We start from the raw sequence: 15,608 nt of genomic DNA, 5'->3' as shown, positions 1-15,608 counted from the left end.
CTCAGGGGTCTGTGACAGGATTTTCGTCAAGGTTGTCTCTGAGAATCACACTGTTTTTCCGATTCACAGCCAACCAAGCACTCTTCTTAGCAAGTTTCCGTCCACAGTCCATGCATAAATTGGAAGTCACCACCGCATTTCTCACCTCACCCGTGCTCCAAACCGCAGCCGTGGACAGCCCAGTGAAAGTATTACCATTGATCATCAATCCATTAACCCCGTCCTCCAGCAGCACCCCAGTCCCCTCGTCGATGCCCATTGGCGTCTTGTCCTCCTTCGGACGCTTGTCCTTGCCCGCGCCGATGTAGGTGTTGCAGAAGGTGTTCGCGCTGATCGTGTTGCGCTCGGAGTCTTTCGCCACACGCACGGAGAACTTGTGCGCGATGGTGAAGGTGTTCGCGCTTAGCGTGCAGCCGCAGGCGTCCCGCAGGTCGATGCCGCCCTCCAGATGATGAGCGATCACATTCGCGCTCAGCGTGATGCCGTAGCAGTCACGGTCCAGGATGATCGCCGTCTCGTTGCACTCCTCGATCATGTTCCCGCTCACCACCGAGCCGTAGGTGTTCTCGATGATGATCCCGTGGCCCAGATGATCGTCGATGTTGTTCCCGTTCATGCACAGGTTGAAGGAATCCCCGCAGAACAGCGCGTCCTGGTTCTCCTCGAAGTGGTTCGCGTTCACCACGATGTCGTGGCAGTTAATGATCTCGATCCCGCGCTTCTTGTTGTAGGTGATGATGCAGTCCGCGATGCGCGGATCCTCAAAGCAGTCCTTCATGTGGATGCCGTGGCCGCCGTGGTGGTCCACAGACATGCCTTCGAGATAAATTTCCTGAATCCCCTCCGCGAAGATGCCGTCGCCGCTTTTCTCATTGCCGCTGATGCGCAGGTCAGCCATCTGCACGCGCCACAGCCGAGCCTTCGCGTCCTGGTCCAGGTTCGCAGGCCGCAGGATGAAAGCCGGCGTGCCGTTCTCGCTCTTGTTGATGATGTGCGTGGCCGCGCCGCCGCCCGTGATGCGCGTCTCCGCCGTCTTCACCCGCAGCGGTTCCGTGATCTCGTAGTTCCCCGGCGGGATCATCACCAGGCCGCCGCTTTCCGGCACCGCGTCCAGCGCCGCCTGCAGGTTCGGATGCTTCGAGGCATCCACCGTCACCGGCGCGACGGTTTGCGCGTTAAGTATTGCAGACAGACAAAACAGGGAGAGAAGTTGGATTTTCATCGGGCAACAAACGTGCGCCCACACCCCATCCCTCGCACTTTCGACCTGCAAAAACCTTTCTTCCTGCCACGTTCCACCTCACCACCATGATCACACGCCTCACGCTCCTGCTCGCCGCGACCCTTTCCCTCTCCTCCGCCTTCGCGGAGCCGAAGAAGCTCCTCGTCGTCACCGTCACCACCGGCTTCCGCCACTCCTCGATCGAGACTGCGGAGAAAGTCATCGCCGAGCTCGGCCAGAAATCCGGCGCCTTCACCGTCGATTACGTCCACCATCCCGAAGGCCAGCCCAAGAACCCCGGCAAGCCCCCCGTCAAAGGCCCGAAGGACACCGACGAGTCCTTCAAGGGCAAGCAGGAAGCCTACAGCGCCGCCCTCGCCAAGTTCAACGAGGACAACAAGGCTTGGGGCGACAAGATCAAGGCCTACATGGCCGACAAGATGGCCCTCGACAAAATCAAGCACTACGACGGCTTCGTCTTCGCCAACACCACCGGCGACCTCCAGTTCCCCGACCGCGAAGGCTTCATCAAGCTCATCGAAGGCGGCAAGGCCTTCATCGCCATGCACTCCGGCTCCGACACCTACCATCCCTTCCGCGGCTACATCGACATGCTCGGCGGCGAGTTTGAGACCCACAAGGCCCAGGTCGAGATCCAGCCCATCCTCCACTCCCCCGGCCATATCATCACCAAATCCGTCCCCCAGGGCTGGAAGGTCTTCGACGAGATCTACATCATCAAATCCTTCGACAAGGCCAAGGTCCACGGCCTCCTCGGCCTCGACTCCCACCCCAACCTCTCCCAGATGAACGACGAGGAGAAAGCCAAGGTCACCGCCGAGAAACGCTACTACCCCGTCTCCTGGTGCAAGGAATACGGCGCCGGTCGTGTCTATTACAACTCCCTCGGCCACCGCGAAGACGTCTGGGACCCCACCTGGAAAGCCGACACCAAGGAGCGCAGAAACAGCCCTGAGATCGCCCAGACCTACCAGGAAATGATCCTCGCCGGCATCAAATGGGCCCTCAAGCTCGACGAAGCCGTCTCCACCCCCGGCAACATCCCCTGATTCCACCTTCTGGAGAGAAACACTCCCGAGGTTCCGAACACGGCAAGGCCGGAGGTTGACTTGGCGTTCCGCCTGCACCATTCAGGCTGCCTTAGGCTATTTCCACTTCGTTCCGATCCTCTCCCTTCGCGCGACTGCCTTCTGCACCCAAGGCTATCCTGTTCCTGCGCAACAGGGCCTTCCCTTATTGCACCGCAACAAGGCAATACTGCCTCATACAGCCGCAGCGCGTTGCGGTGAAAGCTCGCCGGCATGTTCAGCCAGTTCCCGGGCGGGAGGCGGTTGAATTTATCGACCACGAAATTGGTTAAGGGAGCCCCCGCAGTCAGCCCCCCTGCATTGCCCGGCAGCCCACGACTCCTTTCGCGAAGACGCTCGCCCCTGGTTACAGCCTGTTTGCCAACCCGTGGCCGCTGGATGCCAGCCCGGCCTCATCGCAGATGACCGGCGCGACCGTTTTCACCGTCACCGCAAATCCTTCCACAGCAGACGCCATCCAGTTCTGGAAAGGAGACCATCAGGCAGGATCGTCCGGCTACACTGGATACTGGTTCTTCCGGAGGCCAAACACCCTGTCCGTGTGGACCGCCAACGGCGATGCCAGCTTGAGTTCGAAGAACGATTCGCCGCTGTTCAAAGCGTCCCGGGCAGCGTTCCTCAACCGACGCGCTACCTCGCCCGTCTTGTGGTTGCTGCCAGCCCCTTGATCCTTGGTTGAAACCTCTGCTCCAAGTGGCTACCCCGCAAGGACTCGAACCTTGAACGAGAGAATCAAAATCTCCTGTGTTACCATTACACCACGGGGTAAGAGGTGCGAAGGGCGGATAGTAATGCTTCATTCGAACTGCGCAAGAGCCGCTTCCGGCGGAGTTGGATGGATTCTCACCCTGCGTCCAAACGATAGCGCTCAGAACCCGGAAAATCGGCATATGAGTTGAGAGCAACCGGCGGGAGTCTGAAACAGTGAGGGTGAAAAAATCCCCCTGAACTCAGCTCTCGATCACCCACGCAAGCAAAGGGATGACTGCTCAACTTCGGTGACGAACCGAACGGATGAATCATCAAAGCAGGGGCAAATTGGCTTTCTTGGCCAGGTTGATGAAAGCATCAAAGCGAGCCTTCAAAACGACCTTTCTAACAACTTCATGTGAGCCGTTCAAGGCCCGGAGTCTCCCTTATTCCCGTTTACCGTCATTTTTTTTGCTGTCCCGGTGCCCTAACGACCAAACCCCTGATTTTTCAGGGATTCAGCGCCATGCCATGCGACACATTAATTGAAATTATGGTAAAGTTAAATATTTATGCTTGCAATACTTTCCATAATTTGCAGAATGAAAATGCAATTTGAGAAAATACTATGAAGAAGCTCATCCTCATCCAAAACGATTATCCCGGCACCGGTAAGAGCACTCTGGCGCTCTGTTTTCACCGCTATCTCCAGCAGTATGGCGTGCCTCATCAGGTCCTCTCCCTCACCGAAGAGGACATTCCCTCCCACACGGGTTCCAAAACTCTCGATGCCAGTTCGCTGACACCGAGGGAATTCCTCGCCAACATCGACGCCTCCCCGTTGACGGTTCTCGACATCGCCACCGGCCTGGGAGAGTTTTTCAACAAGTTCTATCAGGGTAGCGACATGGAGCAGATTCTCCACGAAGCCGGCGTGGCCGTCTCAGTGGTGCTCCCCGTTACGGCTGACCGCGAGAGCTTTGACTCCGTGATCGAAGCAGCGGAGGTTTTCTCCGACAACGCCGAGTACCTCATCGCCCACCTCGTCACCAGTTGCTACGACGAGGACGACAAGGTCTGGGATACCAGCTATGCCGCCCGCGTGATGGACATGTTTGAGGCCGTGGAACTGCACATCCCGGAAATCACCTTCCACCTCGAATTGAGCACCGAGCACATGAGCCTCGACAGCGCCCTCCAGCAAGGAGACGCCGAAGAGCGTCTGGGCAAGGAATACGCAAAGTGGCACCGCCGCGTCATGGGCCAGGTGGACAGCGCCCGCCAATACCTCTTTGGTGACGCCTTCCGCCCCACAATGGCTCCAAAGCCTGCCAAACCGGCACGCAAGCCGAGAGCAGGCAAACTGGCCGCTTAATCCCCTGCAACTGCGGACTATTCGAACAGTTCCGGATAACACCGTTCTGCCACAGCCCGGCTGAGAGCCAAAATCTCGGCCGGGCTGGTGCATTTCTGGGCCTCGAGGGCCAGTTCTTCGCACTCCGCCACAGACAGCCGGCGCACTGCATGCTTCACACGCGCGATCTGCGTCGTCGCCACGCTGAGTTCATTCAGCCCCAGCCCGATCATGAGCGGTGTGAGGGTCAAATCAGAAGCCATCTCCCCGCACATGCCGATGCGGATGCCCGCCGCCCGGGCTGCCGAGACTGACATGCCGATCAAGCGCAGCACAGCCGGATGTGTGGGCTGGTAAAGACCCGCCACACGGTCGTTCAGCCGGTCCACCGCGATGGTATACTGGATCAGGTCATTGGTGCCCAGGCTGAGGAAATCGACCTCCGCGGCGATCATATCCGCCGACAGCGCGGCGCTGGGAATCTCGATCATCGCCCCAACCTCGACCTCTTCAGGCACATCGAAGCCCTCGGCGGCCAGTTCTTCCGCGCATTCATTCAGGACGGCCTTCGCGTCGAGAACCTCCTGCACCCCTGAAACCATCGGAAACATGATGCCTGCGCGACCATGCGCTGCCGCGCGCAGCAGCGCCCGGATCTGCCGCTTGAACAAATCCAGCCTCCCCAGCGAGAGACGGATGCCGCGCCAGCCGAGAAACGGGTTCGGCTCCGGCTCCACCGCCAGACGCTCGTCGATCTTGTCACCACCGAGGTCCAGCGTGCGAAACACCACACGCTTAGGGGCCAGAGAGCGCACCACGCGGCCGTAAGCCTGCGCCAGTTCGTCCTCCGTCGCGTCCGGATTCTCCAGGTGCAGAAACTCCGTGCGGAAGAGGCCAACCTCCTCAGCACCGCTGTCCTGCACGATGTCCACTTCATCGACAAACTCGGCGTTCGCGCCGACACAGATCGTTCCACCGCAGAGCGTCACCGCCGGCTCGTGGCGGTCTTCCTGGAATACATCTTCGCGGCGTTCCGCCTGCTCTTCCCTCGTGCGATAGCGAGCCAGCGTGTCTGCGGAGGGGTTTAGGATCAGCCTCCCGCCCTCGCCGTCCAGCAGCACCGAGTCACCGCTGTGCAGTTCGTCGCAGATGCCGTGCAGTTTCACCACCGCCGGGATTGCCAGCGAACGTGCGATGATCGCCGCGTGGGAGACCGCGCTGCCCGTCTCCACGGCAAAGCCGAGCACCTTGCTGCGGTCGAGCTGCACCGTGTCCGATGGGGTCAGATCATGCGCCACCACGATCACCGGCTGGTCAAACATTGGGTGCTGAAGCAATTCTCCACGCAGATGGCGCATCACACGGTGCGTCACATCTTTGATGTCCAGAAAGCGCTCACGCAGGTAAGCGTCGGACAGGCCGCGCAATGCGTCCATGTGCTTGCACATCAACTTGTAGTAGGCCCAGTCCACGCAGACGAGCTTCTCCCTCACCATTTTCTCCGTCTGCTTCAGGATCGTGGAGTCCTGCAGGATGAGTAGGTGCGTCTCAAAGATCTCGCTCTCCGCGCTCCCCTGCTCGCCGTCCATCACCCGCTGCAGTTCCTCGATCTCGCGCCGAGTCACCTCCAGCGCGGCGTGCAGCCGTGTCATTTCCGCATCCGCCATCTCAGGCGTGATCTTGTCCTCGTCCGGCTCGTCGAACTGGTCCTTCAGCACATGCACCACCGCATGCGCCACGCCCTCCGACACGGCAGTGCCGGTCCAGATTTTTTCAAGCATGGGCGCGTGATCAGTCATCAGTCCACCTTTCACGCCGAGTCGGACGTTTGGCAAACGCCACGGTGGTTAAACCGCCGCCAGCGCCTTTTCCATCCGCTTTTGAAACGCCGTCGCCTTCGCGTTCTCGCCCAGGACATCCAGCATCGCGAGATAATCCTGCCCCACCGCCTCGTAGCTCGCGGCCTCCACAGGAAGCTGTGCCTCCAGGATCGCCAGGCTCCGCTCAAAGTGCTGCTGCGCCGCCTCGTTGTCCTTCAACTCATGGCAGGCCGTGCCCAGGTTGCACAGCGACTGCGCCACATCCCGGTGCTTGTCACCAAGCACCGCCAGGCGGATCTTCAGCCCGTCCTCGAACATCTCCTTCGCTTGGTCCGGGAAACCGGCCGCGTAATAAAGGCTGCCGAGATTGTTGAACACGCACGCCACGGACTCCGACTCGCGCCCGCGCTTGTTCTCCAGCGTCTCCAGCGACCGCAGATAATGCTGCTCAGCCAGCGCGAACTTGCCCATGTTCTTGTAGGTCATCGCCAGATTGTTCCGCAACTGCGCCGCCACCTCCAGATTGTCCCCGCCCAGCGCCTCATGGTTGCCGATGGCCTCTTCGTAATACGGCAGTGACTCCGCCTCCCGCCCGTTGAAGTCCAACAAGGTCGCAAGACTCGTGCGCACGTTCGCGATCGCGTCCGCCGGCAGCTCCAGTTTCTCCCCGGCCTCCAGCGCCTCCAGATAAATCGTCTCCGCACCCGCGGCATCACCCGCGTCCCGCAGCGCGTCTCCCAACACCTGCAGCGCGCGCACCAGCGCCGGCGCCTTCCCCGGAAACTCCCGAACCGCCTCACGCTGCGCTTCAACCGCCGCTCGGGCAGCCTGAAGTGCGGGATTGGAGTCTGTCACTGATGATGGAGCGGGAGTCTCGGTCATGATCGCGGTTGGGCGGTCGGAGGTTGAAGGGGTACCTTCGGGGGCAGACTCGCCCTACGTCAAGTGCCTCCTTCATTCGAAACCCGAAAACTCAAGGATCCAAATCCTGTCGTCACACGGTCTGCTCATGCGGCAGCGGCTTGCCGATGCTGTACACCTTGAAGCCAATCTGGCGCAGCTTGTCATGTTCGAGCAGGCTGCGGCCGTCGAAGATCCACGCTGGTTTCACCATTGATGCGTAGATGGCCTCAAAGTCGAGCCTCCTGAACTGATCCCACTCCGTGAGCACGAGCAGCGCGTGCGCACCTTTCGCCGCCTGCACGGCGCTGGTGGCGAACTCCACATTCGGATCGTCTGCCTGGATGCCGAGATCCTTCCACATCTGCGGAATGGTGACCTTCGGATCGTAGATGGAGAGCGTGGCGCGCTCTTCCAGCAGGTCTTTACAGACGTAAATGGCGGCGGACTCGCGAGTGTCGTTGGTGTCCTTCTTGAAGGCAAAGCCGAGAACAGCGATTCGCTTGCCCGTCACGGTGTTGAAGAGCGTACGCAGCACACGCTCGGCAAAGCGGTGCTTCTGCCAGTCGTTCATCTGAATGACCTGATCCCAGTAAGCGGCGACCTCCGGCAGGCCGAAGTGGCCGCAGAGATAGACGAGATTCAGCACGTCCTTCTGGAAGCACGAGCCGCCAAAGCCGACGGAGGCCTTGAGGAACTTCGGCCCGATGCGTGAGTCGGTGCCGATGGCACGGGCAACCTCGTCCACGTCCGCGCCGGTTTTTTCGCAGAGCGCGGAGATGCTGTTGATGGAGGAGATGCGCTGGGCGAGGAACGCGTTCGCGACAAGCTTCGAGAGCTCCGAGGACCACAAGTTGGTGGTGAGAATGCGCTCACGCGGCACCCAGTTCGCATAGACACTCACCAAAGTCTCCACCGCCGCCAGGCCTGCCGCCGTCTGCTCGCCACCGATGAGAATGCGGTCAGGCCTGCTCAAATCAGCCACTGCAGTTCCCTCGGCGAGGAATTCCGGGTTCGACAGAACCTGATGCCGCCCCCCTTTCTCGCTGGACGCGAGGATGGTCTGGATGGCCTCCGCCGTGCGCACCGGGATGGTGCTCTTTTCGACGATGATTTTCGATGACTCGGCCACCTCCGCGATGGTGCGGGCCACGGACTCGACGAAACGCAAATCGGCCGCCTTGTGCGCACCAACGCCAAAGGACTTCGTCGGCGTGTTCACGCTGACGAAAATGATGTCCGCGTCACGGATGCATTCCTTCACCGCCGTTGAGAAAAACAAGTTTCTCCCTCGTGCCTCGACAACAAGCTCATCAAGCCCCGGCTCGTAAACCGGCAGATTGTCCGAATTCCACGCCGCGATACGATCGCTATTCAAATCAACGACATCCACGCGGATGTGCGGACATTTCGCGGCGATCATCGCCATAGTGGGACCGCCGACATAACCGGCGCCGATGCAGCAGATTCTCATGAGTTTTTCAGTGAAGGTTCGGAACAAGCGCCAGTTTTTTTGCGTTCGGGAGTCAGCGCCAGAGAGACTCTGGACGGGCCTCGCCGAATATGCAATAGCACGCATCTTTCGATGCGGTTCCAAGGGGAAAACTTTGATCTTTCAAAGTGGTGGCAGAGGGGAGATTTGAACTCCCGACCAAAGGCTTATGAGTCCTCTGCTCTACCCCTGAGCTACTCTGCCGTCATTGTTTTCGTGATGGCTCCTGAGGTAGGGATCGAACCTACGACCTAGTGGTTAACAGCCACCCGCTCTACCGCTGAGCTACTCAGGAATCACGTTCCCCTCCCGAAGAAGGGGCGGGATTGATAAACGTTTCCGTTCTTTGCGCAAGCACTTTGTCAGACAGAAACATTGAGGGTTTCAGCCGGCTGAATTCATCTTCAAAAGTTCCTTCAGCAGGCCCTTCTGGCGGTAGAACGTCACCTCTGCTTCTGCAGTGGTTTGCAAGTCGGCACGAATGGCGTCGGCGCTGCGTTGGGATAGCACATGCTCGCGAATGAGCGCGGTTTTGCGTGATTGAAGCGCGAGGAATTCGGCATCGACGACAGGCGTCGCGGGCCATTTGCCCGCGGCCTGGCCTTCGCGCAGCACCTGCTTGAACGGCACACCGATTTTTTGCGCGTGCTGCTTGGCGTCATTGATTCCTGCGAACCAGTCAGGATGCACAAGGCGGTAGTAGTCGCGCATGGCCTGCTTGTTGTAATGAATGACGAGCTTGCTGCCCTCGACACCGAGGAAGCCAGTGCCGCGGAAGGAGTCGGCATCGATCGTGTCCACAAAGAGCAGTTCCTCGCGATCGACAGCGAATTCCCACTTCAGGTCCCATAGCAGGAGGCCGGCGCTTTCGAGCAGTTCACGCACGGCCCAGCCGCCGAGGATGGCCATCTTGATCGTGGTCAGGAAATCTTCGCTGCTGAGGCCGGACATGATGAGCGCCTCCTGCTTGCTCACGGCACGGTCTTCCGGCTCGTATTTGCTCGTGAGGTCGTAGATCGGACGCTCCAGCATCTCCCAGATGCCCATGGGCTTCGAGAGGCCGAGTTCCTGCTCGTAGGCGCGCTTCGCGGCGTCGCTGAGGCTTTGATACTTCTTCAAAATGGACGAGCCGCTCGTCACGCCGAAGCGCACGATGTACTCCAGCGGCACCACATACGTGGCGCTCTGGTGAAAATGGGCGTAGTCAAAGACATGCGCGCCCAGCAGCGTGCGCTGTGGCGGGTGCATGACGGGGAAGCGGCGGACGACGTTGTAGCAGCTCGGATTGGCCGGCATGCCCTCGCGGACGATCTCGCCCGTCTTCGCGTCCACCATGCCGATGTGATGCGTGGCCGCTCCACGCTCCAGCATCGTTTCCAGCGGGCCGGAAAGCAGCTCCTTGCGCCAGGAATCGTCCATCGGCGCTGATTCGATGGCTTTTTTCACACGATGCCATGTCTCCGGCTTTCCGAGGCGGGAATACATCGCGTGGCGGAAGATGGCACGGCTCAGATCGTTGCCCTCGATGTTGAAAATCGAGCCCACGTCAAAGACCGAGCCCGCGGGCGTGGTTTCGCAGACCACAAAGCCCGGGTGATCAGGCACGGCGTAAAGATTCTGCACGGATCCGCGATAGACGGGCTCGCCGAGCTTGGAGAAGTCGAGGTGCGTTGGCGCTGGGGCGGGATGGGACATGGTTCACGGGAAAAACAACGGTTTCTGCCAACGCGCAACCGCGAACAGCGTGCTGGCAACGGCGAACTTTAAACTTTGAACTTTGAACTTTAAACTTCCGGCTCAAACTCCGCCCCTCCATGTCCGAAGCCACCGCCAATCCGTCCCCTCCCCTCGATTTCATCCGCGAAATGATCGCCGCCGATGTCGCGGCCGGGCGCAATGGCGGCCAGGTGGTCACGCGCTTTCCGCCGGAGCCGAACGGCTACCTCCACATCGGCCACGCGAAGAGCATCTGCCTGAATTTCGGCCTCGCCCAGGAATACGCGCCGAATGCGCGCTGCCACCTGCGCTTTGACGACACGAATCCCACTAAAGAAGAAACCGAATACGTCGAAAGCATCATGGAAGACGTGAAGTGGCTCGGTTTCGACTGGGGCACGCACCTTTTCTACGCCAGCGACTACTTTGAGAAGCTCTACGGATTCGCCGAGCAGCTCATCACCAAAGGTCTGGCCTACGTCGATGACCAGACGCAGGAGGAGATGCGGCAGAATCGCGGCACGCTCACCACGCCGGGCACCCGGAGCGCCTGCGCGGACCGCAGCGTGCAGGAAAATCTCGATCTCTTCCGCCGCATGCGCGCGGGTGAGTTCAAAGAGGGCGAGCGCGTGCTGCGCGCGAAGATCGACATGGCTTCCCCGAACATGCACCTGCGTGATCCGGCCATCTACCGCATCCTTCACGCGCACCACCACCGCACCGGCGACAAGTGGTGCATCTACCCGATGTATGACTACGCGCATCCACTGAGCGACGCGCTGGAAAGCATCACGCACAGCCTCTGCACGCTGGAGTTTGAGATTCACCGCCCCCTTTACGAGTGGCTCATCAACAACGTCGATGGACTGCCCGGTCAGCCGTATCAGCGCGAGTTCGCGCGCCTGAACGTCACCTACACCGTGATGAGCAAGCGCAAGCTGCTCCGCCTCGTCAAAGACGGCCTCGTCAGCGGCTGGGATGACCCGCGCATGCCAACGATCAGCGGCATGCGCCGCCGCGGCATCACGCCGGCTGCTTTGCGCGCGTTTTGCAAAACAGTCGGCCTCACGAAGTTTAACTCGCTCACCGAAGTCGCGCTGCTGGAGCATGCCATCCGCGAAGATCTCAACAAAACCGCCCGCCGCGCCTACGGCGTGCTGCGGCCGATCAAAGTGGTCATCGAAAACTATCCGGAAGACCAGGTGGAGCACTTTGAGTCCGCCAATCATCCCGAAGACGCCAGCGCGGGCACACGCCAGGTGCCGCTCTGCCGCGAGATCTACATCGAGGCCGATGATTTCATGGAATTCCCCACCGATGGCTTCCACCGCCTCAAACCCGGCGGTGAAGTGCGGCTGAAATTCGCCTTCTGCATCATCTGCAAAGAGGTCATCAAAGACGCGGCCGGAAACATCACCGAACTGCGCTGCACGTATGATGAAGCCACGCGCCACGGTCAGAAGCCGGAGGGCCGTCCGAAGCCCAAAGGCATCATCCACTGGGTCAGCGCCCGTCATGCCATCGATGCGCAGGTGCGGCTCTACGACCGCCTTTTCACCGTCGAGACGCCAGATGCCGATGCAGGCGAAGATGGCGACTTTACGAAGTTTTTGAACCCCGGATCGCTCGAAGTCATCGAGAAGGCCAAACTCGAGCCCTCGCTGCAAAACGCGGAACCCGGCTCGCACTGGCAGTTTGAGCGTGTGGGCTACTTTTTCGCCGATCCGGTCGATTCGAAGCCCGGCGCGCCCGTTTTCAACCGCACGGTCACGCTGAAGGACGGCTGGGTGAAGAAGTGAGTCATTCCAATCTGAGTCGAACGATGTTTTGACTTGAGGGTGGTGAACCGGTCAGATTGGCCGCGCATTCCACCTCATATCCTCATGAAAATCATCCGCGACCTCCTCGTGCTCGGCTCTGGCATCCTTTCCGCGCTCTACCTGCTGAACATCAGCTTCGGCGTGGCCGAGTTTATTCCGGATAACATCCCGATCTTCGGTAAACTCGACGAAGCCACCGCGACGGCGCTGCTGATCAACTGCCTGGCCTACTTCGGCGTCAATGTCGGCCACCTGTTCCGTCGGAAAAACGATGAGGCAAAACCTGCCCCGAAGGTTCACGACATCGACGTGACCAAGTGAGGCGCTTTATTCCTGCGAGAGCATCGCGCGCAAGCCGGAGAAGAAATTCGTGTTTTCCTCCACGCTGACGGTCTCGTTCATGTGGCGGGTGTAGTCGAGCTCGGTGATGAATTTGCGATCAAGCTCCTTCAGGAAGGGGGATGGCAGGCTCGTCTGCTTCTGCCCCCACTTCATCCGCGTTCGTGTATGACTGATGGTGAGCTTCTGCTTCGCACGCGTGATTCCGACGTAAAACAAGCGGCGCTCTTCATCCACGCGGCCCTCGTCGAAGCTGCGCTTGTGCGGGAGGATACCCTGCTCGATGCCGGGCAGATAAACGACGGGGAATTCGAGACCTTTGGAGGCATGGAGCGTGATCAAGCACACCCCCTTCTTCTTTTCGATGTCGTCCTTGTCCTCCCGCTCGTCGTTGAGGGTGACTTCGTCGAGGAAGCCGCCAAGGCCTTCGGCGCGGTTGCGCTGTTCGAAGTTGGCGAGGCTGTTGAGGAGCTCCTTGATGCCGTTTTCCCACCCGGCGAAGTCCTCCGGCTCTTTCGCGGCTTTTTTGAGGTGCTCCATGTAGCCGATCTCCAGGATCAATGCCTCGGCCATCTGCGTGAGCTGCGTGCCCATGGTGTTCGCCGGACCGGAGTATTTGCTGATGAGCGCGGTGAAGTTTCGGATGGCATTGCGCGCCTTTTCGGGGATCTGACGCAGAAAAGCGTCATCGCAGAGCGCGACCCAAACGCTGTGGTGCTTCTCCATGCTGCGCTCGCGAGCAAGTTCGGCTGTGGCGCTGCCAATCCCACGCGTGGGTGTGTTCAACACACGCAGCAGGGCGATGTCGTCGTGCGGATTATGCAGGACGGTGAGGTAGGAAAGGATGTCCTTCACCTCGCGGCGGTCGAAAAAGCTGCGCGCACCAACGACGCGGTAGGGAATCTTGCGCTGCCGGAACGCCTGCTCCAGCACGCGTGACTGATCATTGGTGCGGAAGAGGACGGCAAAATCCTCCCATGGCTGGTTGCTAGCGAAGCGGGCGCTTTCCACCTCCTTCGCAATCATGTCCGACTCCTCCTTCTCATCCTGCGTGGCTATGAGGCGGACGGGCTCCGCGCCATGGTTGCGGCTCCACAACGACTTGGGGCGGCGGCCGGCGTTGTTTTTGATCAGGCTGTTCGCGGTGTGGAGGATCGGCGTGGTGCTGCGATAGTTTTCCTCCAGCTTCACGACATGCGGGTTCGGGAAGAAGTCCTCAAACTGCGTGATGTTCGTGATCTCCGCACCACGCCAGCCGTAGATCGACTGGTCGTCGTCGCCCACGACACACACATTGTATGGCACTGGCACGAGCGCGCGCAGCAGACGCATTTGCAGCGAGTTCGTGTCCTGGAACTCATCAACCATCACATAATGATGCCGGCTTTGCACCGTGGCGCGAACGGCTGCGTTTTGTTCGAGTAATTTGACACCGAGGACGAGCAGATCATCGAAATCCATGACGTTGAGGCCGCGCATTTCGTCCGCGTATTTCTCCATGACGGCGCCGTCGAGGCTTTTTTGTGGATCACCCAGGCTTGTGCCGTCGTTCTTGGCTTTGCTGATGCGGGAGAGCATGGCCGAAGGATCGCAGGTCTCGTCTTTGACGAGCAGGCTCTGCAGAACGCGTTTGATGAGGCTTTCCTGCTCGCTCTGGCTGTAGATGACGAAGTTGTTCTTATAGCCGACGTGGGAGGCGAATTCACGCAGCAGACGTGCGCAGAAGGCGTGGAAGGTGCCAAGCACGACCTTCGTGCCTTTCCCATCGCGCACCATGCCTTTCACGCGCTCGCGCATTTCAGTGGCGGCCTTGTTGGTGAAGGTGACGGAGAGGATGTTCCGGGGATCAATGCCCTCATTGACCATGTGGCTGATGCGCGCTGTGAGCACCCGCGTCTTGCCCGTGCCCGCGCCAGCGAGAATGAGCAGCGGGCCGTGGATGTGAGTGGCTGCCTCACGCTGCTGAGGATTGAGGGTGCCAGTGAAGCCGCTCATGACGCCACCGCACCTCGCACGGGCAGTCCGCGTTGACACCATTTGGCAAGCACCTGCGGAAGAAGTTTGTGCTCCTCGGCCTTGATGCGCGCATGAAGTTTCTCCGGGGTATCTCCTGGAAGCACCGGCACCCTAGCCTGCGCAAGCGTGAGCCCTGCGTCGATTTCCGCTGTGACGAGATGCACGGTACAGCCGGATTCGGTGTCACCCGCTTCGATCGCAAGCTGTGGCGCGTTCGCGCCTTTGTGTTTCGGCAGCAGCGAGGGATGCACATTCACAATCCGGCCCGAGTAGGCGGTGATGAGGGGCTCTTTGAGAATGCGCATGAAACCGGCAAGCACGACAACATCCACACGGGCACGCTCAAGATGCTCAAAAATTTCTTTTTGGGCCGCATCACCGAGTTTGCGCGGATTGGAGCCGGGATCGACAAAGTGCGAGGGCAAACCGGCTTCGCGCGAAAGCTCGAGGAAACGAGATTCCGCCTGATCACTGATCACGGCGACGATGTCGGCATCGAGCCGGCCGTTTTGCACCGAGGAGATGATGGCGCGCAGGTTGGAGCCTTCGCCGGAGCCCAGCACGGCGATGCGAAGACGCTGCCCGCTTTTTTCACTTAGCATCTTGTTGATGGTGCCGGTGGTCGAACGCCCCGGCACGAGCGGCAGGATGCGAATCTCCGCGCCGACATTCTCCAGGGCCGCCCTCTCCTCGGCGTTCAACGAATCAACGGTGTAGTCGCCACCTTTGGCATAAACATGCGGGCGTATCGTCTCAATGAGCCTGGTGGCGCGATCTTCCGCAAAAACGACGACCGCATCCACGGCGCGCAATGCCGCGAGCACCTCGGCGCGATCATTCTCATTGTTCAACGGGCGGTCAGGCCCCTTGAGGGCGCGAACAGAGGCATCTGAATTCAACGCAACGACCATGGCATCCCCAAGCGCACGGGCCTGCTCAAGATAGCGTACATGACCGGCGTGCAGAAGATCGAAACAGCCGTTGGTGAACACCAATTTTTTGCCCTGCTGTTCCAAGGCGTCACGCAGCCGTCGCACATCAGCGATCGAAGCGGGCGAGTAGTTTTCCAAGGGCATGTTTTGCTAATGGCGTGAAGCCGCACGGATGCAAGAAACGAGCGGCCGAATTTC

Annotated in this window: 11 protein-coding genes and 3 tRNA genes; 4 read left to right on the top strand and 10 right to left on the bottom strand. The window is 59.9% G+C overall.

The genetic code is table 11. From position 1 onward, the window contains the following. Position 1 precedes the first annotated feature (1 nt). The gene (locus ACILSE_RS01615) at positions 2–1,222 is read right to left on the bottom strand and encodes a right-handed parallel beta-helix repeat-containing protein (protein WP_395715588.1); all 1,221 of its coding nucleotides are present in this window, start codon (positions 1,220–1,222) and stop codon (positions 2–4) included. 86 nt (positions 1,223–1,308) lie between these two features. Between ACILSE_RS01615 and ACILSE_RS01610 the strand changes: the two genes are divergently transcribed. Then, complete coding sequence (locus tag ACILSE_RS01610) at positions 1,309–2,292, top strand: ThuA domain-containing protein (protein WP_395715587.1); 984 nt, start codon at positions 1,309–1,311, stop codon at positions 2,290–2,292. Between the two features lie 733 nt (positions 2,293–3,025). On the opposite strand, the gene ACILSE_RS01605 is transcribed toward ACILSE_RS01610, so the two are convergent. Beyond that, positions 3,026–3,099: transfer RNA gene (locus ACILSE_RS01605), tRNA-Gln, on the bottom strand. Between the two features lie 550 nt (positions 3,100–3,649). Between ACILSE_RS01605 and ACILSE_RS01600 the strand changes: the two genes are divergently transcribed. Then, on the top strand, positions 3,650–4,396 hold the full coding sequence (locus tag ACILSE_RS01600; RefSeq protein WP_395715586.1) for a hypothetical protein: 747 nt from the start codon (positions 3,650–3,652) through the stop codon (positions 4,394–4,396). A gap of 17 nt (positions 4,397–4,413) precedes the next feature. Here the strand turns inward: ACILSE_RS01600 and ptsP are convergent, their stop codons facing one another. The 6 genes from ptsP to ACILSE_RS01570 all read right to left on the bottom strand — a co-directional run bounded on the left by ptsP (position 4,414) and on the right by ACILSE_RS01570 (position 10,282). After that, positions 4,414–6,156, bottom strand: a complete 1,743-nt coding sequence (ptsP, locus tag ACILSE_RS01595; protein WP_395715585.1) for a phosphoenolpyruvate--protein phosphotransferase — start codon at positions 6,154–6,156, stop codon at positions 4,414–4,416. 66 nt (positions 6,157–6,222) lie between these two features. Then, positions 6,223–7,077: a tetratricopeptide repeat protein gene (locus ACILSE_RS01590; RefSeq protein WP_395715584.1), complete on the bottom strand. Its 855-nt coding sequence runs from the start codon at positions 7,075–7,077 to the stop codon at positions 6,223–6,225. 112 nt (positions 7,078–7,189) lie between these two features. Then, positions 7,190–8,569, bottom strand: coding sequence for a UDP-glucose 6-dehydrogenase (locus tag ACILSE_RS01585; RefSeq protein WP_395715583.1), 1,380 nt, complete (start codon positions 8,567–8,569; stop codon positions 7,190–7,192). Positions 8,570–8,716: 147 nt separating this feature from the next. Beyond that, a tRNA-Met gene (locus tag ACILSE_RS01580) sits at positions 8,717–8,791 on the bottom strand. A gap of 16 nt (positions 8,792–8,807) precedes the next feature. After that, positions 8,808–8,882, bottom strand: a tRNA-Asn gene (locus tag ACILSE_RS01575). Between the two features lie 89 nt (positions 8,883–8,971). Beyond that, positions 8,972–10,282 carry a phosphoribosylaminoimidazolesuccinocarboxamide synthase gene (locus tag ACILSE_RS01570; RefSeq protein ID WP_395715582.1) on the bottom strand — a complete coding sequence of 437 codons (1,311 nt, stop codon included), beginning with the start codon at positions 10,280–10,282 and terminating at the stop codon, positions 8,972–8,974. A gap of 119 nt (positions 10,283–10,401) precedes the next feature. Here ACILSE_RS01570 and ACILSE_RS01565 point away from each other — a divergent pair, with 119 nt between their 5' ends. Then, positions 10,402–12,102: a glutamine--tRNA ligase/YqeY domain fusion protein gene (locus ACILSE_RS01565; RefSeq protein WP_395715581.1), complete on the top strand. Its 1,701-nt coding sequence runs from the start codon at positions 10,402–10,404 to the stop codon at positions 12,100–12,102. Positions 12,103–12,186: 84 nt separating this feature from the next. Next, positions 12,187–12,444: a hypothetical protein gene (locus ACILSE_RS01560; protein ID WP_395715580.1), complete on the top strand. Its 258-nt coding sequence runs from the start codon at positions 12,187–12,189 to the stop codon at positions 12,442–12,444. Positions 12,445–12,450: 6 nt separating this feature from the next. On the opposite strand, the gene ACILSE_RS01555 is transcribed toward ACILSE_RS01560, so the two are convergent. Next, positions 12,451–14,457, bottom strand: coding sequence for an ATP-dependent helicase (locus tag ACILSE_RS01555; protein ID WP_395715579.1), 2,007 nt, complete (start codon positions 14,455–14,457; stop codon positions 12,451–12,453). Next, the gene (gene purN, locus ACILSE_RS01550; RefSeq protein WP_395715578.1) at positions 14,454–15,554 is read right to left on the bottom strand and encodes a phosphoribosylglycinamide formyltransferase; all 1,101 of its coding nucleotides are present in this window, start codon (positions 15,552–15,554) and stop codon (positions 14,454–14,456) included. The genes ACILSE_RS01555 and purN overlap by 4 nt, the downstream gene beginning before the upstream one ends. Positions 15,555–15,608: the final 54 nt, after the last annotated feature.

The sequence above is a fragment of the Prosthecobacter sp. genome, from assembly GCF_044236155.1.
Classification (GTDB): Bacteria; Verrucomicrobiota; Verrucomicrobiia; order Verrucomicrobiales; family Verrucomicrobiaceae; genus Prosthecobacter.
This window is presented reverse-complemented; position numbering and strand designations above follow the sequence as displayed.

Coding starts and splice junctions, on each gene's coding strand:
- ACILSE_RS01615 (WP_395715588.1), bottom strand. CDS start 1,222: ATGAAAATCCAACTTCTCTCCCTGTTTTGTCTGTCTGCAATACTTAAC.
- ACILSE_RS01610 (WP_395715587.1), top strand. CDS start 1,309: ATGATCACACGCCTCACGCTCCTGCTCGCCGCGACCCTTTCCCTCTCC.
- ACILSE_RS01600 (WP_395715586.1), top strand. CDS start 3,650: ATGAAGAAGCTCATCCTCATCCAAAACGATTATCCCGGCACCGGTAAG.
- ptsP (WP_395715585.1), bottom strand. CDS start 6,156: ATGCTTGAAAAAATCTGGACCGGCACTGCCGTGTCGGAGGGCGTGGCG.
- ACILSE_RS01590 (WP_395715584.1), bottom strand. CDS start 7,077: ATGACCGAGACTCCCGCTCCATCATCAGTGACAGACTCCAATCCCGCA.
- ACILSE_RS01585 (WP_395715583.1), bottom strand. CDS start 8,569: ATGAGAATCTGCTGCATCGGCGCCGGTTATGTCGGCGGTCCCACTATG.
- ACILSE_RS01570 (WP_395715582.1), bottom strand. CDS start 10,282: ATGTCCCATCCCGCCCCAGCGCCAACGCACCTCGACTTCTCCAAGCTC.
- ACILSE_RS01565 (WP_395715581.1), top strand. CDS start 10,402: ATGTCCGAAGCCACCGCCAATCCGTCCCCTCCCCTCGATTTCATCCGC.
- ACILSE_RS01560 (WP_395715580.1), top strand. CDS start 12,187: ATGAAAATCATCCGCGACCTCCTCGTGCTCGGCTCTGGCATCCTTTCC.
- ACILSE_RS01555 (WP_395715579.1), bottom strand. CDS start 14,457: ATGAGCGGCTTCACTGGCACCCTCAATCCTCAGCAGCGTGAGGCAGCC.
- purN (WP_395715578.1), bottom strand. CDS start 15,554: ATGCCCTTGGAAAACTACTCGCCCGCTTCGATCGCTGATGTGCGACGG.